We start from the raw sequence: 21,106 nt of genomic DNA on the forward strand, positions 1-21,106 counted from the left end.
GGATAGAAGGGAGGGTTTAACTTTTCAGTTCGCCCGTTGACGATTCGATGTGCGCACGAACAAACCACTGAAATTGCTCTAAGTCTGCTAATTGACCTGTGATCATATCTTCAGAAACAGGGTCAAGCTCGGCTAACTTTTCAATGGCTTGGCGGTGATCTTTATTCACCCCGTTATACACTTTATCAAGGGCTGACAAGTGGTCGGTTACGAGCCCTTTGCCAATTGAATAATCTTTCCAATTACGACGGTCGACAATCGATTGCGGTGTGCCAACGGGCACGCCACCCATAGTTGCAATACGCTCTGCGATAGTGTCGGTCATTTCTTGTACGGCACTTACTTGTGGATCGAGCATTTCGTGCACACCAATAAAGTTAGGGCCGACTACATTCCAATGAATGTGTTTTAAAGTGAGGTGTAAATCGATTAAAGCGACCATACGTTGGTCTAAAATAGCAATCGTGTCAGCGGCTGATTGGTTGTTAACACCGGGTGCTGTGAATTCTGCGACTTTCGATGATGTGTTACTCATTACTCCTCCGAGTTTCTTTAAAAAGTTGTTCCATGATGCTTTCTGTAATGACCAGAAAGCGAAGTTATTTAAAGAGGAGCAAGCGTTGTACCAAAATTAATGATATTTATAAGTTATTGTTTTTATTTGTTTGTTTTTATTTTGAGGTGTGCCGTGAGGTTTGTGGGTTTAGCTTATTATGAAAACTCTGCACACTGAATGTAAAAAATTCAGTGTGCAGTGGTAGAAATAATTACTCGTTTATATATCAAGATAACAATGCAGCTGCTAAACGAACAAAGTCAGACGAGGTTAAAATACCTACTAGGTTATTGTCTTCGTCGACAACGGGCATACAACCATGACGATTCTCGACAAAGAATTTAGCCACCTCATGCAGTGGCTGCTTTGCAGAAATACTGGTGAAATCGGTTGCCATGATATCGGCTACTTTGGTTTGCTTTTCTTTTCGCTCGAGTGCGCTGGCGCTAAAGTTGGCCATAATGTTCATTACTTGGGCAATCATTATTTTCTGCGTGAGCATGCCTACTAAGCCACCGTGCTCGTTAATAACGGGAATGTGGCGGATGTTTTTTTCTTTCATTAAATTGTGGGCATCATGCAAGGTGTTGTGCGCACTAATCGCAAATGGGTCTGGAGTCATTAAGTCGGCGACGAGGTGTGTCATGGTTTATTCCCTACAAAGTAATTAATAAGGTATAAGTTTAGCTTTAATTGGGCTGAATACACTTTGTTCAGATCAAAGTTTTATTGATTGATGCAATTTTTTAGATCAGCAGTGACAGCCTGCCATTGTTACTTTCATTGCTTTTTAAATATAACTAAAAGTACTTTTTAACACGGCTGTATATTTGCTACTTTCTTAGAGCTTAAAAGGAGAAAGTTATGGCAATAAATAAATTATGGCGGCATCTCACTGAGCCTTGGCAGCGCGCAGCAGGTGCGTGGTTTGCTTTTTTTCTGTTATTCAATGCCTATTGCTTTTTTTGGCGTCACTATATTGGTGGCGGTCATTACCAATTTTTTGATTCACAATTATTTTGGTTAAAAGAGTGGGGAAGCTTATGTGTGCTTAGCATAGGGGTTGTTGCATTTTTTAATTTAAAAGCGCGCGTTAAAAGTAGAATTTACTTTTATCCTACGATGTTATTGATGAGCATCTCATTGATCATTAGCTTACGTATTTTAATAGATTTTGATTTTTATGGTTATGCGCTCGCAGCCTCGGTTACTCAGCTTTTTCCAAAATACTTCATTGCGAGCACTCTAGTATTAATACTGTGGCATGTTTTCACGGTACAAGCAGAGTCAACACCTGCGACGGTCCGACCTGAACACTCTGAGCATCTTGAAAAGACTGATTATATTGAAGTGAACCATAAAGGAGTCGCTAAAAAGCTGCCGTTAGCGTCAGTGGTTTTTATAAAGTCAGCAGGTAATTACTTAGAGATACAGACCGTTGAGAGTCGTTACTTAAAGCGAGATACCATTAAACACCTATATTCTGAACTACCGTCTGACACATTTTGCCAAGTACACCGTAGTTATATTGTTAATGTTGCCCAGATTGCTGATTTTAATCTGGCGCTCAATAAGCGAAAATTGACGATGGCAGCAGGTTTTAGTGTGCCAGTGAGTAAGTCGTTTAAAGCCCGTGTATCTGATTTGCTCAGTGTCGAAGATTCATTCATCACAAAATAGGTGATTTCGTCACAGTTCTATATAAATCATAAGGTTAATCATTATTCTTGAACACATAAAAATCATTGTTTAAGGATTAATTAAATGAAAAACACCAAGCAAACTACGCATAAGTTCTTGCACTGGTTGAGTGCGCTATTGGTTTTGACTGTGATTGTAATGGGTTACTACATGACCTGGGTTACCGATTACAGCTTATACCACTGGCATAAGTCGATAGCGGTTATGATTGCGATGCTATGGGTAGCCAGAATTATCTATCGAATACGAAATCCGTTTCAATCAGCTGTGCAAAATCACCTTACCAAATGGTTGCATGTTTATCATTGGGGGCTGTTAACTTTATTAGCTATCATGCTTGTTTCTGGCGCATTTTATAGTGGGTTTGGCGGCTTTGGTATTGGCTTGTTTTCGTGGCAACTCATTGCTAGTAACTACAATGAGGCAGGCGAGGCGGTTGCCTCTATTGCTTGGTTAAGTGAGGCAGGATGGCAAGTTCACATTTTGTGTGGTTATTTATTATCAGCCGCGCTGTCGTTACATATCTTAGCGGCACTTAAGCATCACTTTATTGATAAAGATATGACTTTAAAAGCCATGCTTTAAAGGTTTATTTCAACCCGGTTTCTGCCCTTATTTTTAGCCGAGTAGAGCGCTTTATCTGCTCGGTTAATTAGGTTATCGAATGTGTCATCTTGTTGCCAACGGGTTAGCCCGAAACTGGCAGTGAGTGTGATGTTATTTTCATGAAAAACAATTTCGCTGGTTTCAACAATAGTCCGAAGCGTCTCTAGCTTTTGTTGAGCAGCATTTTCGCTGGGCTCAAAACTCAGAATGAGGAATTCCTCTCCGCCCAAACGGCAACATAAGTCTTGTTTGGCTAAATGGTGATTTAACAGTTCAGAGAATACTTCAAGTACGAGATCTCCCCCTTCATGGCCATAACTATCATTGATACGTTTAAAGTAGTCTATATCTACCACGCTGGCATACAGTTTTGAGTTGTGTTTTGAGGTTAATAAACGCTGTTGTTCAAGTATAAACTGTAACCCTCGGCGGTTGTATAAATTGGTGAGGGGATCTTTTAAAGAAAGGTCTAAGTAACGTTTTTTCTCGTCGATAAGTAACGTTGTTATGAGGCCTAGTCCTATCATCACAAACACAGTGGCATGCCCAACAACCGTTAGCGAATAAAGCACCGCAACAGTTAGGTTCCCAGAGACTACAATGGCTAATTGGCTTATTGCGATGATCAATAAAATACACAGGGCAATGGCGAGTACCCCATTGCCTATATTACTTTTTAGTATGGCGCGTTTGAAACTGACGTAAATAAGAACGGGCAGAGTTATAAATGTATAACTTAGCTGCGCGATAGCTAATTGGTTTATGGTTTTCATAAAAAATATAAACACGGCGCATACGAGACTAAAGGCTATTACTTGCAGGTTGAAGCGAGACTTTTCGTCGTAATTAAAAATAGCTAACTGAAGCAACATAATAGAGAGCACGTACATGGCGACACCTGAGCGAAAGTCAGGTGTGAGCTCAAAAATATTCTGTATCCATAACCACGAAAAGCCCGCCATTCCTAAATAGAAATACAGGTTAAATAGTGAGATTGATCGACTGTTAAACCCACTGGTCATTAATTTTGTGGCAATAACCGAGCAGGTAATAACGGTGATCATTAAGAAAATATAGAACCCGTGATAAAAATAGTTCTCGATGCTACCAGTCATGAGTCACACTGAAATGCACTGTATTAGTAAAGAGTAGCACAGAAAGTTTCCCCGCGAGAAAGAGATATATCCCTTATTATTCAGGGTGATGAATATGTGAATAAGCATCTATTGCATCAATACTGGGTTTGATCCCCTTTCCCAAAACAATGATTAACTGTGTTGTAATTTCACGCTTTGCAATGTGGGGTGGCGACTCACTAGGGTAAGGTGAAGCTTGCCTTGAACAGGTAAGTAAACCACAGCGTGTTGTATAAGTTGCAGTTTGTCTGTGCGAGTTAAGCGCTGTATTGTTGTGCGATATGTGTGTATCTTGCGTGGTGACAACGAACCAGTCGTAACCTTGTTTTAGAGTTAGTTTGGCGGCGTGATGCAAACTAGCATCAAGCACGCCTTGCTTTGATAGCCTATTACTTTTATAGCGAAGCACATATTGGTTTTCTGCGAGCGGCTTAATTGTCAGTCCAACATGATTATCAATGTCATTATGCTGATCTGTGCTGCTGCAGCCACTGAGAATAAGCGTTATTAATAGTGTGATTAAAAACTTCATGGTTATTTTACCTATTGCCACTTATTCTCGCGTGCTTGCTGTTCTAGAGTGCGGTCGAGCGGCTGCCCCTTAATTGTATTATCGATAAAGGTGTCGAGCGCTGACGTGTTACTCGCGAGGCTATATGTTTGTCGATCATAGGGCTTTTGCTCAGTAGAGACTTTAAGTTGCCAAGTACCGTGTTCTTTACAGGCAATATGAGACTGCTGTGTTTGTTGTTGGTAAAGGGTGTACTGTCGACAAAAGTCCCCCGTCGAATTAATAAAACTTAATTGTGCTGTAAGTGAGCGTGCACTATCTATATTTGTTTTGTCACCGCTTAGTTGCTGCTCTAATGCATTTGCTATGGGCTGTTCAATATTTAATTGCTGTTGTTGCGTTAAACTGGCAACGCCCACAGTAAATAGCACAGCAATACCTGCTGCGACAGCGAGTTGCTTACGGCTGGCTTGTTTTATTTTTTGCCACTTCGACAGTGAAACAACCGTGTCGTTTGTTTGCTTGCCAAGGGTTTTTTCTAGCGATTTAGACAGTGGCATTGCATCAATTTGCTCAGCATGTTGTTTCACTAGTAAATCAACTTCGCTTAATTCGGCAAGGCGTATGGCAAGGTCTTCATTTTGCGCTATGGCGCTGCGAACTCGCTCCATTTCTTGCGCTGATAATTCATTGTCTAAAAAGGCACTGAGAGTTTGGTCGTCAATCATTAGGCGTTTTCCTTAGTGAAGTCAGGCTTTATTAATTGATACAAGGCACTTCGAGCTCGCGATAACTTACTCATAACGGTTCCAACAGGAATATCTAGCGTGTGTGCAACGTCTTTATAAGCCATGCCTTGCACTGCAACTAACGAGATGATTGCACGCTGCTCATCGGGCAGGGTAGTTAAAGCGTGGTTGACGCGTTTAAGAGTTTGCGAGGTCGCCAGGTGTTCCTGCCCATCATCGCATGTGGGTTCTTGTAAATCGGTATTTTGAACCGCTTTTAACCTTACTTTTTGCGAGCGATATTCATCAATCCATACATTACGGCATACTTTAAACGCCCACTTTAGTGGCTCAATATCGTCAGGAATTCCTTTTACCAATAGCTTTTCGATGGTAATTTGCACAACGTCATCTGCATCAGCTTGGTTGCCGGTTAGCGAAAATGCAAAACGCCTAAGTGCAGGTAATAAACTGGTTAGTGTATTAGTCATGTTTTCCCTTATTTGTTAGGGCGTGTGGCCTTATAAATTAAGTGACTCATGAATGATTCAGCCTACACGCACTATCATAACGAGTAGAAACTGTTTTTATTCCCTAAATATGCAATTTATTTTTATTTCAAACGTTATACCTTTAACCTTAGTCAAAAGAGAAGTGACTGTAACATGAAAATAAAAGATGTTGCCCTTGGCACGTTATTGCTCATGTCGAGTAATTTATATGCCGCGGTTATAAAACCGATCAGCCCTATTATAGAGCAGATAGACCCAGCCATTGAACGTATTGAAGATAGGCTCGATATTCCACGTCGCGCATTGCCTAGCATTGATTCTATTCAACAACTTGCGACTGATATAAGCGCATTACCCAGCCGGTTGGCCATTTTGAATACGGTAGGAAAACCAGCATTCATAGAAATCGAAACAGAGCAGGGTTTTAGAGCCGTCGAACGGCAATGGATTTTGTTAGCCAATGAGCAGTATAGAGCGAAGCTAGAGCACATTGGTGCACAGATAGTCAGTCGTCAATCATACGATGCTTTGGGAATGGTTTTATTACGATTTGTGGTGCCTGAACAGTTTGATTCAAAAGCTCAATTACAACGTCTTTTGTCGATAGATGATGCGGCCTTATTAGGACGTAATCACATTTATCAAGCGCAGCAAGGTCCTTTGCAAGGCGTTAACACACATAAAAACCGGCCCGTTTGCGACTTGCCTGTGCGGGTAGGCATGATCGACAGCGCACTTAACTTGGCGCACCCTGGTTTTGTGGGGAGCACCATTGAGACTCGGTCATTTCTACCCAATTCCGTGGCATCACCTGACTTACATGGCACTGCGGTCGCCGGTGTTATGATTGGTAAAACGGCCAAGTTATCGCCATTATTAAACCAAGCAACGTTATACAGCGCGGCGGTTTTTTATCGTCAATCAGACTTGTCACAGGGTGCCACATTGGCTGCTATTGTTGATGCCTTAAATTGGCTGGTGGCTGCGCAAGTTCCAGTGATTAACCTGAGTTTTACTGGGCCAGATAATGCTATTTTAGCGGCAGCAATTAAGGCGACAATTGCGCAGCAAGTGACTCTTGTTGCAGCAGCCGGTAATGATGGCCCCGCTGCATTGCCGCTTTATCCCGCGGCGTATGAAAATGTTATTGCAGTGAGTGCGGTTGATAAAAATGGGCAAATATACCGTTGGTCAAATAAAGGTGACTACATTGATTTTGCAGCCTTAGGTGTCAACGTATTAACACTAAACTCGGGCGGTGGTGTAGGGGTTGAATCAGGAACTTCAATGGCGGCGCCGCAGGTGACTGCGGCTGCGGCATGTTTAGCGGCGAATCCCGATTACACACCCCATTCTATCTATAATAAGTTAGTTGAGCGTGCAGTCGATAAAGGAAAACCCGGAAAAGATAGCGTGTTTGGGCATGGCTCAATCACTTATTAAGGCTTAAAATTCAGCACGCAAAGAAATGGACGCAATGCTTTGTGTGTATGTATTTGCCTCTAACTGAGATTGATAATCCCCATACTCAGCCTCGGTAATTAAACTTAACGAATCAAGCAGCGATAGTTGCCAATGCGCGGTTAAAATATGGCGGCTTTCATCACGTGATGGGGTTGGCTCAGTGAGCATATCGTTTGGATTCTCTTGATAGTCTTTATCTTGATATCGCCAACCAATGCTCGCTTTATTTGTGTTGCCGAAAGCGGTGAACGTGTGTGAAACGCGCGTGTTTAAAGTCCAGCCAGAAAAGTCATATTGTTGCTCAGTTGCTTCTTCTTTGTCGAGACTTGCACCCAGTAGCAACATGGTATTACCTTGATTTATAAAATAAAAAAGACTGGTGTCAAGGCCAAGGCTTTGTGCGTCACGTGCAGGTTGAGTGGTAAACTGTTTTTCACCCGCTTTCAATGCTGCTCTTAAATATGTGGTGTTATTGACAAAGTGACCTATGTAAAGACTTCCTTGGTCGAGCGTTAAAAATGTTTTGTTTGCCACTTGGGCTGTTGCACCATCATAACGAAAGCCAATGTCAGTGTGTGTTAGCTTATAATTTGTGTCTAACCCGTATTGATGGAGCGATAAGTCGTATTGATCCAAGGTATGGTAATTGGTGTTTTCATAACGATAACTGGGTGTGAACTTGAGTGCATCGGTTGCTTTAAATTCTGCACTTAGACCCGCAGACAGCAAGGTGCCAGTGTCACTTTGCGATGAAATGACATCGAGCTCTTTTATTGCTAAATCTGAGTTGCTCGTTAAACCAATCTGAGCATGTGTATTAAACGTTGCATCGGCTGCGGTTGCATGAATGCTTAACGTCATTGCACTCATTACAGCAAGTGTTGTTAGTGTACGCATAGCGACCTCCTTAAAAGTGCGCCGGGTAATAACCCGGCACAACACGACTTTAAAGGCCTAAATTAAGGCTATTTTGGATACTGTTAACCACTTCTGTTGTTGTGGTCGCGGTGACTTGGTCAGCAACTTGTTGGCTGACACTATTACTCACAGTAGAAGTTACCGTTTGCTCAACACTACTTTGCACAGAGTCGATAGCGGCTTGTTGCACATTCCCTGACAGGCTTGATTGTAGGTTGTTGCTAATGGCAGATACTTGGTTCACATCAAGCAGTGGGAGCTCGGTTATGTTCGCTTGAGTTAATGAACTTGTTTGCTGATCTAGCTGGTTTTGCAAGGTCAGTGCAGTAGGGTTAATTGCATTACTTGTGGTCATTGCATTAACCATCGATACGCTGTTATCAATAGTTGCACCTGCTTGGTTTGATATCGCTGTTACACTCACTGAGTTGGCAGACTCATTAATGCTATTAAGTGAGCTTGCGGTAGTTGCAGTAGGCGTTTGTTCAGCATTTTGAGCCGTGTTTGTTGTGTTTGTTTCAGTACTGGTTTGTGCACTGTTGCTCGTAGTCGTGTTTGTTTCTGTGGCTGAGTTTTGAGTTGTCGCAGAGCCTGAAACTTGGCTATTTTGCATCAATGATGTCGTGCTTGTTTGGCTTGCATTAGCCGGTGCAAGAGATGTTTGCATATTACTTGAAGCTTGTTGGTCGGTTGATACCGATAATTGCACATCTGCTGCGTAGCTCGCCGTTGTTAAACCTGCTGAAGTTACTACACACATTGCGATTAAAGTTTGTTTAAAGTGAGTCATTGTCTCGTCCTCTTTTTTACGAATTGACATAGAGGTAACGAACAGACGAGATATTTATTCCCAATTTTTTTATAAGCAGGTGTGAAAGTAAGGCAAGCTGGGCAACTTGCCTTATGGTAGAGCATGGAGCTCTGTGTTAGCTAAAAGAGCTAGATAAGGAAAAACGTAAGCCTTACCTGTTGTGCAAGCAGCCGATGGCTGCTTACAATTATGCAAAAATATGCATAATTAGGTGTCTAGAATCGTATACTTGCACCAACAAAGTAACGGGTGCCAAATTCATCTACGCTGTGCACAATGTTGCCTGCTTTTGGTTGGCGTAAGACGAGGGCTTCGTTCAATAAGTTAGCTGCCTCAAGGGTGATATCTAGATAATCAGTCGCATGCCAAACAATCGATGCATCTAATTGATCATACGGGTCGTTCATGCTGTCTAAACTACTTCCGTTATACTGGCGAACCCAGTCATCGCGGTAGTTATAGGCTAGTCGTGCACTGAAAATTTCATTTTCATAGTAACCAGATAGGTTAAATGAGTTTTGTGATACTTCTTCAATAGGAACTTCTTCGCCCGCTGAATTTGTGCGGCTGCTGTCTGTGTAGGTGTAGTTTGCTTGAATACCAAAGCCATTATCAAAGTCTTGTTGGTATTGTAATTCAAGGCCTCGTACATCGGCTGTACCAACGTTTCTTGAACGTGTTACAAGACATTCAGGACCGCAACCAGGGTAATTTTCTTTAACGGTGGTTTGCTCAATGTAGTCGCTAATGTTCTTAATAAAGAATGTAGCACCGATAATAGATGATGGGCTGAAATACCACTCTATACCCATGTCATATTGGTCTGACTTATAGGGGTCAAGCTCGGGGCTGCCGACATTGGCTGTTTGAAAGCTTTCTGAGATGATATCTGCCACTTTCATATCGTCATAATCAGGGCGTGAAATTGCAGAACCTGCGGCGAAACGAAAAATCATCTCTTCAGATAAATCAACAGCTAAGTTAAAACTTGGTAAGTAGTTACTGTAACTTTTGTTGATTTTATCTGGCTCGCCATTAATGCTGCCGGTTGAGAGAATATCAGTGTCGACATAGCGTAAGCCGATGTTACCTCTAAAGCCTTCACCCGAAAAATTACTTTTCACGTAGGCAGCAGTGATATCTTCTTCAATCGAAAAAGCATCTTTTACGGTGATTTCAGAAGGCTTATTTTTGTGTGCGTAATCCCATATTGCGGTGCTTGCAACAGGGAATGCTGACAAACTGCCTGCACGACCTTCAGCACTGTGTAAGCCTGATACAAAGCCACCATTGAAATCGGCGAGGGTTAAGTTATCTGCTTGAGCTGCAGCGACATCTAAATCTTGGAAATCACCTTGTGATGAAAAAACTTTCTCTTGCACTTTCAAGCCTGCTTGTATCGATGTAAACAAGCCTGACTCAAGCTGGAAAGTAAAATCAGCTTGGGCGTAATCAATCGTATTATCGCGTTTGTAGTTAATAAATGTGAACTCTTGAAATAGCGCAAAGTTACTGTGATCGCTCATATAATCAGGGTTTGTTGGAATTAACTCCAAAGGTCCTGCAACGTCAAAACTAAAGCTTGAGTTTGCAGTGTCGGTAATATCACCCCACCACGTACTTGACTGTAAAGTACGGCCTTCGGCATTAGATCGACCAACTACAAAGTCTGCTGACCATGTGTCTGCATTGTAATTAACCGAAAAATTCAGTGCATCGGTTTGCATTTTGGGTGTTCGTAATACGGTATTATTGAAAAGGGGAGCAAGCCCAGGACCCGACGCAAGTGATGTTGCAGCTGTGACAATACCTTGATCATTGACAACAACAGAGTCACCTTGCATTTGCCCAAAGCCGACAATCGCAAATTGTGCTGAGTTTACATGGCTATTTTCAAGTTCAAATAAGTTGTAGTTTAAATCCATGCTTAAGGCGTCGCTAGGTGCGTATTGTAGCGTGATTTGTGAGCTGCTTCGCTCTCTGTCTTCATCAAATAAAATGGATGACATTGCACCATATGATTGGCGCTCTACACCATTTGTATCGACAAATGTGGTGTTACCAGCGGGACCAAAGTTTGATAGCGTTTCGCGGTATACTTTTGACTCTTCATTAGAGTAGGCAACTAAAACACCAAAGTTTTCATCGTCGTTTTTCCAACTTACAAGGCCTGAGTAAGCGGGTGACCATGTTTTAGCATTGGCGTGATAGCTGTTTTCAACAGAAGCGTAAACGGTGCCACTTTCTAAGTTAAGTGGTTTTCTTGTTCTGAGGTTAACTGTGCCTCCCATTGCGCCTTCGTTGATATCGGCCTCGGCTGATTTGTATAAATCCATTCCAGAAATTTGTTCTGCTGCCAGCATTTCAAAATTAAAACTTCGATTCATTCCACCTAAATCAAACCAACCGACACTGGCAACGTTTTGGCCATTCAGTAATACCATGCTTTGTTCTGGTGCTGTGCCACGTACGGTTACACCCGCTACTTCGCCAAATGTACGTACGACAGTCACACCAGGAATACGTTGCATGGCATCACCGATATTTTTGTCTGGGAATTTGCCAATATCTTCAGCTGAAATAGAATCAACAACAGAATCTGCAAAGCGCTTAGTGTTTAATGCTTCGGTCAGGCTGCGACGAATACCACGCACTTCAATGGTCTCCATTTCCTTGTTTTCTTGTGCCTGTGATTCACTTTGCTGAGCATAAGTTGACAGCGATACGCTTGATAGCGCTGTCATTATGCATAGCGTTAAATAATGGGTTTTTAAAGCAGCGGTTGTTTTCATTAGGTTATCCTTTTTTGTTATCGTTATAATTAATAAAATTGATTTACTAATTATTTATTAAATCATTTTGACTAATTGTCAAGTTTAATTTGGTTGTTTTATGAACGCTCTATAACAGCTTTGCTATAACTTCTGCACTAATCGCTCTGCTTGAGTAGGCGCAAATATACGTTTTTAACTGCGGGTGGTTTTCGAGTTCGTAGTAAGAGCGCATGGCAATAACGATAAGCTGATCGGGCCATTTATCGATTGCCTTTTTGAGTATTTTTTGTTGCTCAGAAACATCAAATGACTCGCCGGGCAAAGGGTAATCTTCGGTTACTAGCACAAGGGGGGTGTTGAGTTCGAAGTCGTCGCTGTTCAGAGCCGCTAACAGTTGCTGATAGCTAAGCAGTGTGTGGGGCGTACTGCGTTGTTGCAGCGTACTTACAATGACATGTTGAGCCGATAAAGGATCATTGGGGCCTATGCCTCTGTCGTTAGTTATTTTTTCGTAACCTTGCGGGTTTGCAGCAAATGCTAAGGTAAATGGGCGAGTGTTGAGTGGCCAAAGTCCTTGTTCATTTCTTAATACTTTTATGGCTTTCTCTGCTGCAAGTTTTGCAATGTCAGAGGCTTTATTAAGCAGACTGTTCGTTGGTGTCGGCGAATCTGCAAAGTGCCTATATTTGAACACGAGTACCTGTTGAAGCCGGTCATTAATGACTTTTTCATCCAGAACGTTATTTTTTACAGCGTCGATAACCCCTAGAATAGTCGCCGCTTGAATTTCTTTGTAGGGGGTTGTGCTGTTTTCGTAATGCTCCTCACTTAACATGACAATATGAGCACCTGCTTCAAGCGCTTTAATAGCGGCTTCGGCAGGCTCATAATTATGCCTCATTGACCACATATTCATGCTGTCGGTAATAATTAGCCCTTTAAAACCCAATTGTTTTTGTAAAATGTCCTGCAATATGATCTTCGATAGAGTTGCGGGGTTTTTAGGGTCTATTTGCGGATAGCAAATGTGGCTTGTCATAATAAGCCCTACGCCTTGCTCAATAGCGGCTTTAAACGGAACTAAATCTTGTTGCATGAGTGCGGTAAAAGATTTATCTACAATGGGGAGGGTTTGATGTGAATCACTCTGTGTATCACCATGACCAGGAAAATGTTTTGCACAACACAGGTTTCCCGACTTATTTGCTCCCTCGACTGCAGCGCTGACATGATGGGCAACTCCAACCGTTTCTTCACCAAAAGCACGTAAGCCAATAATCGGGTTATTAGGGTTTGCGTTGACATCAGCACAAGGCGAAAGCAGGGTGTTGTAACCAATTTGCTGCATTTGCTCACCATAAACTTGGTACATGTCTGCGGTAAGTGCGCGATCATTTGCTTGGCCCAGCGCCAGATTACCGGGACCTAAATCGGTATGGTGTGTGAGTATTCCCCAAGCGCCTTCTTGATCTACTGCGAGTAATAAAGGGACATCACATGCTCTTAAAGCGGCTTCCTGTTGTAGCATAGTCGCCAAATTCGTTGCCTCTTTAGGATTGGCAGCGTTGTCATCTGTGATATAAAAACCACCCACATGGTAGTATTTGACTAATGCTTTTGCGTATTCGTAATCATTACCTGCAAAAGCGAGTAAGAACAGTTGACCCACTTTTTCGGCTAAGGGCAAGGTGTCGATTAATTGGGCTACTTTTTTTTCTATGCTCATGATTATACTTCCTTATGCTGCTGTTTTAGCGCCTGTGATGAGGCTAACTAAGTCTTCTTTGCTTACCTCGGATACAGCAACATCGGCAACCGATCTACCTTGGTAAAGTACAACCGCTCTGTTGCATGTTTCTACGACATGCTGCATATTATGGCTGATCAATAATACGGCAACGCCTTGAGAGCTGATAAGGTTGATTAGCTCATTGACTTGGGCGCTTTGCTCAACACCTAAAGCGGCTGTTGGTTCGTCCATAATAACGATATCAGCTCCCCAGTTTACAGCGCGGGCAATGGCCACAGCTTGGCGCTGTCCGCCCGATAAACGGTAAATCTGTTCTTCAAAACTAGGAATACGGCTGTTAAGTCGGTTTAATGCTTTTTTGGCTTTTTTCTCCATGGCTTTTTTATCAAGCCAGCCTAGTCGACGAAGAATAGGGTTTTTGTGTTTTATTTCACGGTTCAGAAATAAATTTTCTGTAATGTTGAACTCTGGCACCATGGCGAGGTCTTGAAAAACTGTTTCGATCCCAACATTGCGTGCATCTAAAGGGGAGTCAATATTGACCGCTTGACCATTCACGATTATTTCGCCTTCGTCTGGGCTATGAATGCCTGAAACACAGCGAACTAAGGTTGATTTCCCAGCGCCATTGTCGCCGAGTAAGCCAACAACTTCGCCTTTGTTAATGGTAAAGTTAACCCCTTGAAGTGCGTGAACACCGCCAAAACTTTTTTGTATATTTCGGACTTCTAAGGCCACTTGGTCGAGTGCTGTTCTAACCATTTTTTAACTCCTTGACACCAATAGCAACGGCAATCACTAAAATTACACCGCGCGCAATCATTTGTTCATTGGTGGAAAAACCAGAAAGGATTAACCCGTTATTGATCATACCCATTAACCACGAGCCTAAAATTGCGCCAATAATGCAAGCGCGACCACCAAAAAGACTGGTTCCACCAATGGCAACAGCCGCAATCACAGTTAATAAGTCTGCTTCGCCGAGTGTGTAGCGTGCACCATGTAAACGACCGGCATACAACAAGCCTGCAAGCGCCGCTGCTAAAGAAGAAATAACTAATGCATAAAGTCTAATGCGTGTCACTTTAATGCCCATGGCGAGGGCTGCTTTTGGACTGCCTCCCACGGCGAGTAAATGACGGCCAAAAGAAAGCTTTGTTAGAACAATGTAGGCAATTGCTGCTACCACAACAGTCCAAATAAGTAAGGAAGGCACACCAAAAAGCTCGCCCGCTCCAAAAAAAGCAGTGAAAGTTTGATCGATAATTGGCACAGATTCTAAATTAGTAATTTGTCGTGCAACGCCTGTAATTACGCCCATTGTACCTAAGGTGATAAGCAATGAAGACACTTGCAAGCGCTCGATTAGTAAGCCGTTAATAAGGCCCACAATGAGTCCCACGCTCAAGGCGCCAACAACAGCAAGAGGAATGCCTACATGCTGTAGCAAAATCGCGCCGACTAACGCCGAAAGTGCAACAACGGCACCAATTGACAAGTCAATATGCCCAACGGCTAATGCAAACGTAAGTCCAATAGCCATAATAGTGACGGGCGCTGTTTGTCTTACGATATTCATGAAATTGGTGAGGCTAAAGAAGCCACTGTCATGGAGCGTAATGGTAAATAGCAGCATCACGGTCAGAAAAATATAGTAAATAAAGAACTCTCGCTTCAACGCGATCCCCTTTATTTGGTTTAGTGTTAGTTGATTTATGCTCATGTCGTTCCTTATTGTTTTAATGCTAAATCAAGTAATTTAGGCAGCGGTGCTTTAAATGCTTTTTGCCAAATAGGGGCAATATTTTCGTGGGTCACTGAGTCGAAAGGGACCAGTGTAAATTCAGGTACTTGAATACCTATTTCAGCCCCAGCTGCAATGCGAGCCATGGTTTTACCAATGTCGTAGGGTCTGTCTGAAATGGTGCCGTATACATTGCCATTCATCGCCATATCAAGCAGGTTATTTACTCCTAAATCATGGGTAATAACTTTTATATCTTTACGGCCAATCGAGCGTAGCGTTTCAATAACGCCTTCTGCTGCGGCATCCCATGATACATAAAGAGTATCTATTTCAGGGTGTTGTAAGAGCATTGCTGCAGCGATATTGCTTGTTTCATGTTCTTTTACGAAGCCTTTTTCGCTGATCACTTTAATATTGCTGTAGCGCGCTAAGGCTTTTCGAAAAGCCTGATCGCGATTATTGGTAATAAAATAGTTAGCGTCATGGAAAATAAGCCCTACTTTGCCCGCATTATTTGATGCTTGCGCGACTAATTCTGCGGCTGCTTCTCCCATACCAAACATGTCATCAGTCACAATACCGACATAGTCTTGGTTATGTTTAAATCCTGGAATCGGGTTACTTAATAAAACCAGTCTGGCGCCGACGGCAAGTATTTTTTGATAGCTTAATTTAGTGCTTATGCCATCAATGCTCAGAGATAAAACGAGGTCGGGTTCTAGAGTTGAAATATTCTCTAAATCAGCCACTTGTTTTGCAGGGTCGTATTGCGCATCGGTTTGTGCAATCACTTTGATACCAAGCTTTTTAAACTCATCTTCTGCTCCGCGGCTAACGGCATTGATCCACGGGCTTGCGCCATGCCAAGCGAGTGCTGCGGTAAGGTGTTTATTTTTTATAGTCTTTATTTGTTCTGAAGAGAGCGCTATGTCGCTGGCATTCGCTGCTTTTGACCAGTCTATTGTTTGGCTATCTTGTGCCGATAAAGCAAAGCTGTAAAAGCATAACGAGCATAATACGTGTAAAAAGTAGCGGTTTGCTGATTTGAGTATGCTTTGCTTGCTGTTTTTTTTAGTCGATGACATGTTAAACAATCCTGTTTAATGCACGTACTTTGACTTAATTATCATAGCCTACTGTAACTAATTGTAATTTATAGGTAAGCTTGTTTTGTAATGTGAAATTAAAGTAAAAGTAACGTTTCTAAGTTGTTTTATTTATAATCATATTTATGCATGAGTATAAATATGTCAAATGTTTTTACTAATTAATTTTTGTTCGGTTTCCTGTTACGATAGCTTAAACTGCGTAAGACGTTGTAAACGAAGAAAGATGTAAAAAAGGTGGGCTTACAGTGAAAGGATCTAACGCAAAGCAAAATAAAGCGATAAATTTGCGTCTTGTACTCTCGCAAATTGTTACTCAAGGCCCTGTTTCGCGTGTGGAAATTGCGCGAAATACTCAGCTTACAAAGCAAACAATCACCAATATGGTTGAAGAGCTGCTAGCGGCAAAACTAGTAGAAGAAGTCGGGATTAAAAAAGCAGAAGGTGCAGGAAAACCGTCTAAAATGCTCGTGTTAAATAAAAAAGCAGCCTATAGCATTGCGATAAGAGTGTTGAATAACGAACTAGAAGTGGGACTTTTCTACTTAAATGGTGAGCAAATAAACCGACTGCATACTTTGGTTGAACCTGATGCGCTGTTAGATAAAGCGGCGTATTTAGTCGACACGCTAGTGCAAATCGATAATATTGATAAGTCATTAATTTTAGGCGTTGGGTTATCACTTGAAGTTAGTGATGATACGGCGATTAATCGTTTTACATTTAACAAGCAATGGCAGCAACGTTTAGCCAATAAGTTGCAATTACCCGTGGCGCTTGAAACCTCAGCTTCGGCGTGTGCTGCTTTTCAAATGTTATTTGGAGAAGCACAGCAACTTCACAACTTTATTTTTGTACACTTAGGCTCAAGAGTTGAATCAGCGGTGGTGTATGATAGGCAAATTTTGCTTGGTCAAAATGGCCTAACAGGCGCGTTAGGTGATATTTTTGTAACACCAGAAACAGATGAAAGCACAGCCGAATTAGGACGATTAAACGACTTTGCATCGATAACATCCTTAAAGGCTATGCTTAATTTAAATGATTTAACGCAAGAAGAAGTCATTACCCAATCAGCTGTAAGTAAACATTTAGATAGGTGGGTAGACCAAGCCGCCGAGCCTCTGCGCATTGCTATTCATACGCTTGAATCACTTTTGAATACGCAAACAATCATCATTGGTGGTGATGTCAGTGATATTTTATTAGAGAAACTAATTAAGCAATTACGGCCTTTTATACCTTCTATCTCTCAATATGGTGACAGAGAGGTTGTTAGGTTAATTAAAACCCCTGATGTTGCCAACATCACCATTAAGGGGCTAGCCACTTTACCACTTCATGCCGCATTGAGTCGTAAGAATATGCAAACGCTTTACATGCCACTTGAGCTTCAATGCTCCCAAATTCAACATTTAGTGTATGCTTCTGAAAGCTAAAATAAACTAGATGAGCGAACATAATAGGAGAGATTAAAAAAGTGATAAATGACTCTTAAGCATTTTAATAATCATGTTAATCACTCTATGAATACAGCAGACTGCTCATACTTTTAATCAATACGTTGAGAATGTACCTGTTAAATAAGGTTACTTATAAAGTCCAGAAACCCCCTGTTTTGTTAGGCATTTTTTGGCCGATACAGCATGGCGTTACTTTCTAAACTCATTTTTTTCAACGTGTTAAATGTAAAGTTGCTGTTTTTATAGAGGCGGTTTTTATGAGAGGGCTTTTGTCTATAGGTAAAAATAACAAGTCATTTTTAAGTTATGGAAAAATATATTTAATTTTATATCTTTAGCTATAGAACAAATAATAGTCAATTCGAGGATTATATTCTAAGTTTGGCTATTGAACTTGCCTTAATTGTTGGTTTATTATCCACCCCCTAATTCTAATTAAGGGATAATAATAAGAATGGATCTCCACACATTGCTCGTTTGTACGGCACTGGTTAGCTTTATAATGATGTTAACAATGGCTGCTTTGTACATTGCGAGTCGTAACGAAAGTTATTTAATTGATTGGCTGGTGTGTGGTGCATTATTTTTCGCTTCCAATTTATCGGGTATTCTCGCGACTAATGTCGATTTTCCTTCGTTTTTCCATCCTGCTTTTGCGAATGCTTGCTATTTAGCTGGGCATGCAGCGCTTTTCAGTGGCGTATCTAAATGCTTATATAATCGTTCGATGTGGGGGGTTGTGCTGATCGTTTTTGTTGGCATTTTTGTTATGCATTTTGTGCCAGCAATGAATGAGTCAATTGAACTGCGTATTGTTGTTTTGTATCCGATGATTGCTGCACTTGATATTTCGGCGATGCTAGCACTTTGGAAGCACCGAAAAGAAGAGGCGGGCAAAGCGTATTACTTGCTCATTATTTTGTTGTTTATTTTCTCGGCGCAACAGTTATTTAGAGGCTATTTGTTACTGACAGGTATTGAAAATACGCCATGGATTGAAAAGCATCAACTTTTAAACATAGGTAGTTTAGCGGTTATCGCTTTTTACTTTTTACTGACGATAGCATTTTCTGTTGTGGTGACTTGGCGTAAAGAACTCGCGTTAAGAGAGTATTCTTTAACGGATCATTTAACAGGGTGGTATAACCGTAAAGCGCTTGAGGTATTTGCTAATAAAGAGCTAAAGCGATGTATACGCAATGACGCCCAGTTAGCCTTTATAGTGTTTGATATTGACCACTTTAAATCAGTGAACGATCAGTTTGGACATATACTTGGCGATAAAGCTATCGCACATGTAACCGCAATTGCTAAACAGCAACTCAGGGAATATGACCAATATTTTCGCTTAGGAGGCGAAGAGTTTGCTGTGTTAGTGAGCCACATAAGCGGCCAAGATGTTGAATTATTGGCACAGCGTATTCGAAAATCTGTTGCAAAAACACCGCTTATTTTAGACGATGAAACTGTGTATCTGACAGTAAGTGTCGGAGTTGCAATGTTGAACCCACAAGAAACAAGTTGGCAAACAGTACTAAAACGTGCAGATGATGCGTTGTATCGTTCAAAGCATCAAGGTCGTAATCAAGTAACGAGTTTTGGCGACTTAGCAAAAATATAAGCATCTCGAAAATAATTGCTTATTCCGAGTTTGAAACACTCCACTAGAGAGAACATTAACTTTTCACAATACTGTGATGATGACTTTTAAGCGCATTCATAAAATGGCTAGTCTGGTTATGTGAATGGTTAGTTTTGCAGTTTGGAATATCACCGTTATTTAATTTTATTGTGCCTAATCAACAACTCGTAGTGATTAAAGCGTCGTTATTAGGTGCTTTATGACATTTTCGTGAAGATTGTGATACTGTAACTTTTTATGATTTCTTTGCTTTATAATGCTCTTTTTATTTGTATGATAAAGCTGGTTTCAGCTTGGAGTTAGCATGGTTTCACGTCGAGAATTTTTGGTAGGGGCGGGTACGTTAGCCTTTTTAGGGTTATCAAAAAGTGCCATTGGCAAAGTGTCGCTTAATGATTTGCAAACAACGATCAAAGGGTTTGGTCCTTTATTGCCTGACCCTGATGCGCTATTAGATTTACCCGCAGGTTTTAGTTATCAGATTATTTCGAGCTTAGGTGAGAAAATGTCAGATGGCTTCACTGTTCCCGACAAAGCCGATGGTATGGGCTGTCTTGCCCTTGGCAATGACCGTGTTGCTTTGGTGCGTAACCACGAATTAAAACCAACAGATTTAACTAAAGCCGAAGCCAGTATCGCACAGCATAAAACACCATTCGCCTTCGATACTAACCGCGAAGGTGTCGCACTTCCTGGTGGTACTAGCCACATTATTTATAATTTAAAAACCCATCAAAAAGAGCAAGAGTATCTTTCGTTAGTGGGCACTATTCGTAACTGTTCTGGTGGTATTACGCCTTGGGGCTCGTGGCTGACTTGTGAAGAAACAACCGACACCAAAGCCGATGGATTCAATCAAGATCATGGTTATATTTTTGAGGTGCCTGCCAATAGTAAAGGCCTCATTAAACCTGAGCCATTGAAAGCCATGGGACGCTTTAATCATGAAGCGGCCGCTGTCGACCCACGCACTGGTATTGTGTATTTAACCGAAGATAAGGGTGACAGCGTTTTTTACCGTTTCATTCCTAACGAATATGGCAAGCTGCACAAAGGCGGCCAATTACAAGCAATGGTCGTTAAAGGGAAACCACAGTTCGATAGCCGTAACTGGCATAGTAAGACCATGCCACTGCATCAAGAGTTGGATGTTGAGTGGATTGACTTAGATAACCCTGAAAGCCCGAAAGATGACTTACGCTTACGTGGCTTTAAGCAAGGCGCTGCTTTATTTGCGCGAGGTGAAGGCATTCACTGGGGTGATAAAGAGCTTTATTTTTGTTGTACTAATGGCGGTAAAAAGCAACTTGGTCAGGTAATGAAATACCAGCCATCAGAATTTGAAGGCACTAATAAAGAAGCTGAGAAACCTGGCAAGATATCGTTGTTTGTTGAGAGTACCAGCAAAACACTCTATAACTTTGGCGATAACTTAACAGTGTCACCAAATGGCCATTTAATTGTTTGTGAAGATCAATACACCGATGTGGTTGATAATCACTTACGTGGCGTGACTCCTGAAGGACAGGTTTATAATTTTGCGCGTTTGGTTGCGCAAACAGAACTTGCTGGAGCCTGTTTTTCGCCCGATGGCAGTACCTTGTTTGTAAATGTTTACTCACCAGCAAAAACACTCGCCATAACAGGTCCTTGGCATCAGTTTAGTGGTTGATTAAAGCGC

General features: G+C 41.6%; 19 protein-coding genes. 6 read left to right on the plus strand and 13 right to left on the minus strand.

Annotated features, from left to right (window positions below):
• Nucleotides 1-16: 16 nt before the first annotated feature.
• Complete coding sequence (gene dps / locus JIG41_RS06270; RefSeq protein WP_036966733.1) at nucleotides 17-535, minus strand: DNA starvation/stationary phase protection protein Dps; 519 nt, start codon at nucleotides 533-535, stop codon at nucleotides 17-19.
• Between the two features lie 247 nt (nucleotides 536-782).
• Nucleotides 783-1,202 (minus strand): HPP family protein, encoded by a 420-nt coding sequence (locus tag JIG41_RS06275; protein ID WP_036966736.1) that lies wholly within the window; start codon nucleotides 1,200-1,202, stop codon nucleotides 783-785.
• A gap of 218 nt (nucleotides 1,203-1,420) precedes the next feature.
• Between JIG41_RS06275 and JIG41_RS06280 the strand changes: the two genes are divergently transcribed.
• Together JIG41_RS06280 and JIG41_RS06285 are read left to right on the plus strand one after the other, a co-directional pair.
• Nucleotides 1,421-2,236: a LytTR family DNA-binding domain-containing protein gene (locus JIG41_RS06280; RefSeq protein ID WP_180311017.1), complete on the plus strand. Its 816-nt coding sequence runs from the start codon at nucleotides 1,421-1,423 to the stop codon at nucleotides 2,234-2,236.
• Nucleotides 2,237-2,320: 84 nt separating this feature from the next.
• On the plus strand, nucleotides 2,321-2,842 hold the full coding sequence (locus JIG41_RS06285; RefSeq protein WP_065978618.1) for a cytochrome b: 522 nt from the start codon (nucleotides 2,321-2,323) through the stop codon (nucleotides 2,840-2,842).
• On the opposite strand, the gene JIG41_RS06290 is transcribed toward JIG41_RS06285, so the two are convergent.
• The 4 genes from JIG41_RS06290 to JIG41_RS06305 form a co-directional block, all read right to left on the minus strand.
• Nucleotides 2,839-3,978, minus strand: a complete 1,140-nt coding sequence (locus JIG41_RS06290) for a GGDEF domain-containing protein (protein ID WP_051501731.1) — start codon at nucleotides 3,976-3,978, stop codon at nucleotides 2,839-2,841. The two genes, JIG41_RS06285 and JIG41_RS06290, sit on opposite strands and share 4 nt — an antisense overlap.
• A 76-nt stretch (nucleotides 3,979-4,054) precedes the next feature.
• Nucleotides 4,055-4,531 (minus strand): CC0125/CC1285 family lipoprotein, encoded by a 477-nt coding sequence (locus tag JIG41_RS06295; protein WP_180311016.1) that lies wholly within the window; start codon nucleotides 4,529-4,531, stop codon nucleotides 4,055-4,057.
• 11 nt (nucleotides 4,532-4,542) lie between these two features.
• Nucleotides 4,543-5,238, minus strand: a complete 696-nt coding sequence (locus tag JIG41_RS06300) for a hypothetical protein (protein ID WP_036966746.1) — start codon at nucleotides 5,236-5,238, stop codon at nucleotides 4,543-4,545.
• On the minus strand, nucleotides 5,238-5,729 hold the full coding sequence (locus tag JIG41_RS06305) for an RNA polymerase sigma factor (RefSeq protein WP_036966749.1): 492 nt from the start codon (nucleotides 5,727-5,729) through the stop codon (nucleotides 5,238-5,240). Before JIG41_RS06305 ends, JIG41_RS06300 begins: the two co-directional genes overlap by 1 nt.
• 174 nt (nucleotides 5,730-5,903) lie before the next feature.
• On the opposite strand from JIG41_RS06305, the gene JIG41_RS06310 reads away from it, so the two are divergent.
• The gene (locus tag JIG41_RS06310; protein WP_199524439.1) at nucleotides 5,904-7,193 is read left to right on the plus strand and encodes a S8 family serine peptidase; all 1,290 of its coding nucleotides are present in this window, start codon (nucleotides 5,904-5,906) and stop codon (nucleotides 7,191-7,193) included.
• Between the two features lie 3 nt (nucleotides 7,194-7,196).
• Here the strand turns inward: JIG41_RS06310 and JIG41_RS06315 are convergent, their stop codons facing one another.
• The 7 genes from JIG41_RS06315 to JIG41_RS06345 form a co-directional block, all read right to left on the minus strand.
• A complete protein-coding gene (locus tag JIG41_RS06315) occupies nucleotides 7,197-8,111 on the minus strand; it encodes a hypothetical protein (RefSeq protein ID WP_036966753.1) in 915 nt (304 codons plus the stop codon).
• A 49-nt stretch (nucleotides 8,112-8,160) separates the two neighbouring features.
• A complete protein-coding gene (locus tag JIG41_RS06320; protein WP_036966755.1) occupies nucleotides 8,161-8,922 on the minus strand; it encodes a hypothetical protein in 762 nt (253 codons plus the stop codon).
• 236 nt (nucleotides 8,923-9,158) lie between these two features.
• Nucleotides 9,159-11,735, minus strand: a complete 2,577-nt coding sequence (locus tag JIG41_RS06325) for a TonB-dependent receptor (protein WP_199524440.1) — start codon at nucleotides 11,733-11,735, stop codon at nucleotides 9,159-9,161.
• 109 nt (nucleotides 11,736-11,844) lie between these two features.
• Nucleotides 11,845-13,443 (minus strand): glycoside hydrolase family 3 protein, encoded by a 1,599-nt coding sequence (locus JIG41_RS06330; protein WP_199524441.1) that lies wholly within the window; start codon nucleotides 13,441-13,443, stop codon nucleotides 11,845-11,847.
• Between the two features lie 12 nt (nucleotides 13,444-13,455).
• Entirely contained in the window at nucleotides 13,456-14,229 is a 774-nt protein-coding gene (locus tag JIG41_RS06335; RefSeq protein ID WP_199524442.1) for an ATP-binding cassette domain-containing protein, read from the minus strand.
• Nucleotides 14,222-15,190: an ABC transporter permease gene (locus JIG41_RS06340; RefSeq protein WP_199524443.1), complete on the minus strand. Its 969-nt coding sequence runs from the start codon at nucleotides 15,188-15,190 to the stop codon at nucleotides 14,222-14,224. Before JIG41_RS06340 ends, JIG41_RS06335 begins: the two co-directional genes overlap by 8 nt.
• An 8-nt stretch (nucleotides 15,191-15,198) precedes the next feature.
• Nucleotides 15,199-16,299 carry a substrate-binding domain-containing protein gene (locus JIG41_RS06345; RefSeq protein ID WP_199524444.1) on the minus strand — a complete coding sequence of 367 codons (1,101 nt, stop codon included), beginning with the start codon at nucleotides 16,297-16,299 and terminating at the stop codon, nucleotides 15,199-15,201.
• Between the two features lie 269 nt (nucleotides 16,300-16,568).
• On the opposite strand from JIG41_RS06345, the gene JIG41_RS06350 reads away from it, so the two are divergent.
• From JIG41_RS06350 to JIG41_RS06360, 3 genes are all read left to right on the plus strand, one after another.
• Complete coding sequence (locus JIG41_RS06350) at nucleotides 16,569-17,759, plus strand: ROK family transcriptional regulator (protein WP_074989007.1); 1,191 nt, start codon at nucleotides 16,569-16,571, stop codon at nucleotides 17,757-17,759.
• A 478-nt stretch (nucleotides 17,760-18,237) separates the two neighbouring features.
• On the plus strand, nucleotides 18,238-19,404 hold the full coding sequence (locus JIG41_RS06355) for a GGDEF domain-containing protein (protein ID WP_199524445.1): 1,167 nt from the start codon (nucleotides 18,238-18,240) through the stop codon (nucleotides 19,402-19,404).
• A gap of 325 nt (nucleotides 19,405-19,729) precedes the next feature.
• The gene (locus JIG41_RS06360) at nucleotides 19,730-21,097 is read left to right on the plus strand and encodes an alkaline phosphatase PhoX (protein WP_199524446.1); all 1,368 of its coding nucleotides are present in this window, start codon (nucleotides 19,730-19,732) and stop codon (nucleotides 21,095-21,097) included.
• Nucleotides 21,098-21,106 lie beyond the last annotated feature (9 nt).

Origin of the sequence: Pseudoalteromonas sp. bablab_jr011, assembly GCF_016464045.1 — a bacterium.
GTDB classification, from domain to species: Bacteria; Pseudomonadota; Gammaproteobacteria; order Enterobacterales; family Alteromonadaceae; genus Pseudoalteromonas; species Pseudoalteromonas lipolytica.

What these genes read in the sequence shown, in the direction of transcription:
- dps (WP_036966733.1), bottom strand. Translation starts at nt 535, where the DNA reads ATGAGTAACACATCATCGAAAGTCGCAGAATTCACAGCACCCGGTGTT.
- JIG41_RS06275 (WP_036966736.1), bottom strand. Translation starts at nt 1,202, where the DNA reads ATGACACACCTCGTCGCCGACTTAATGACTCCAGACCCATTTGCGATT.
- JIG41_RS06280 (WP_180311017.1), top strand. Translation starts at nt 1,421, where the DNA reads ATGGCAATAAATAAATTATGGCGGCATCTCACTGAGCCTTGGCAGCGC.
- JIG41_RS06285 (WP_065978618.1), top strand. Translation starts at nt 2,321, where the DNA reads ATGAAAAACACCAAGCAAACTACGCATAAGTTCTTGCACTGGTTGAGT.
- JIG41_RS06290 (WP_051501731.1), bottom strand. Translation starts at nt 3,978, where the DNA reads ATGACTGGTAGCATCGAGAACTATTTTTATCACGGGTTCTATATTTTC.
- JIG41_RS06295 (WP_180311016.1), bottom strand. Translation starts at nt 4,531, where the DNA reads ATGAAGTTTTTAATCACACTATTAATAACGCTTATTCTCAGTGGCTGC.
- JIG41_RS06300 (WP_036966746.1), bottom strand. Translation starts at nt 5,238, where the DNA reads ATGATTGACGACCAAACTCTCAGTGCCTTTTTAGACAATGAATTATCA.
- JIG41_RS06305 (WP_036966749.1), bottom strand. Translation starts at nt 5,729, where the DNA reads ATGACTAATACACTAACCAGTTTATTACCTGCACTTAGGCGTTTTGCA.
- JIG41_RS06310 (WP_199524439.1), top strand. Translation starts at nt 5,904, where the DNA reads ATGAAAATAAAAGATGTTGCCCTTGGCACGTTATTGCTCATGTCGAGT.
- JIG41_RS06315 (WP_036966753.1), bottom strand. Translation starts at nt 8,111, where the DNA reads ATGCGTACACTAACAACACTTGCTGTAATGAGTGCAATGACGTTAAGC.
- JIG41_RS06320 (WP_036966755.1), bottom strand. Translation starts at nt 8,922, where the DNA reads ATGACTCACTTTAAACAAACTTTAATCGCAATGTGTGTAGTAACTTCA.
- JIG41_RS06325 (WP_199524440.1), bottom strand. Translation starts at nt 11,735, where the DNA reads ATGAAAACAACCGCTGCTTTAAAAACCCATTATTTAACGCTATGCATA.
- JIG41_RS06330 (WP_199524441.1), bottom strand. Translation starts at nt 13,443, where the DNA reads ATGAGCATAGAAAAAAAAGTAGCCCAATTAATCGACACCTTGCCCTTA.
- JIG41_RS06335 (WP_199524442.1), bottom strand. Translation starts at nt 14,229, where the DNA reads ATGGTTAGAACAGCACTCGACCAAGTGGCCTTAGAAGTCCGAAATATA.
- JIG41_RS06340 (WP_199524443.1), bottom strand. Translation starts at nt 15,190, where the DNA reads ATGAGCATAAATCAACTAACACTAAACCAAATAAAGGGGATCGCGTTG.
- JIG41_RS06345 (WP_199524444.1), bottom strand. Translation starts at nt 16,299, where the DNA reads ATGTCATCGACTAAAAAAAACAGCAAGCAAAGCATACTCAAATCAGCA.
- JIG41_RS06355 (WP_199524445.1), top strand. Translation starts at nt 18,238, where the DNA reads ATGGATCTCCACACATTGCTCGTTTGTACGGCACTGGTTAGCTTTATA.
- JIG41_RS06360 (WP_199524446.1), top strand. Translation starts at nt 19,730, where the DNA reads ATGGTTTCACGTCGAGAATTTTTGGTAGGGGCGGGTACGTTAGCCTTT.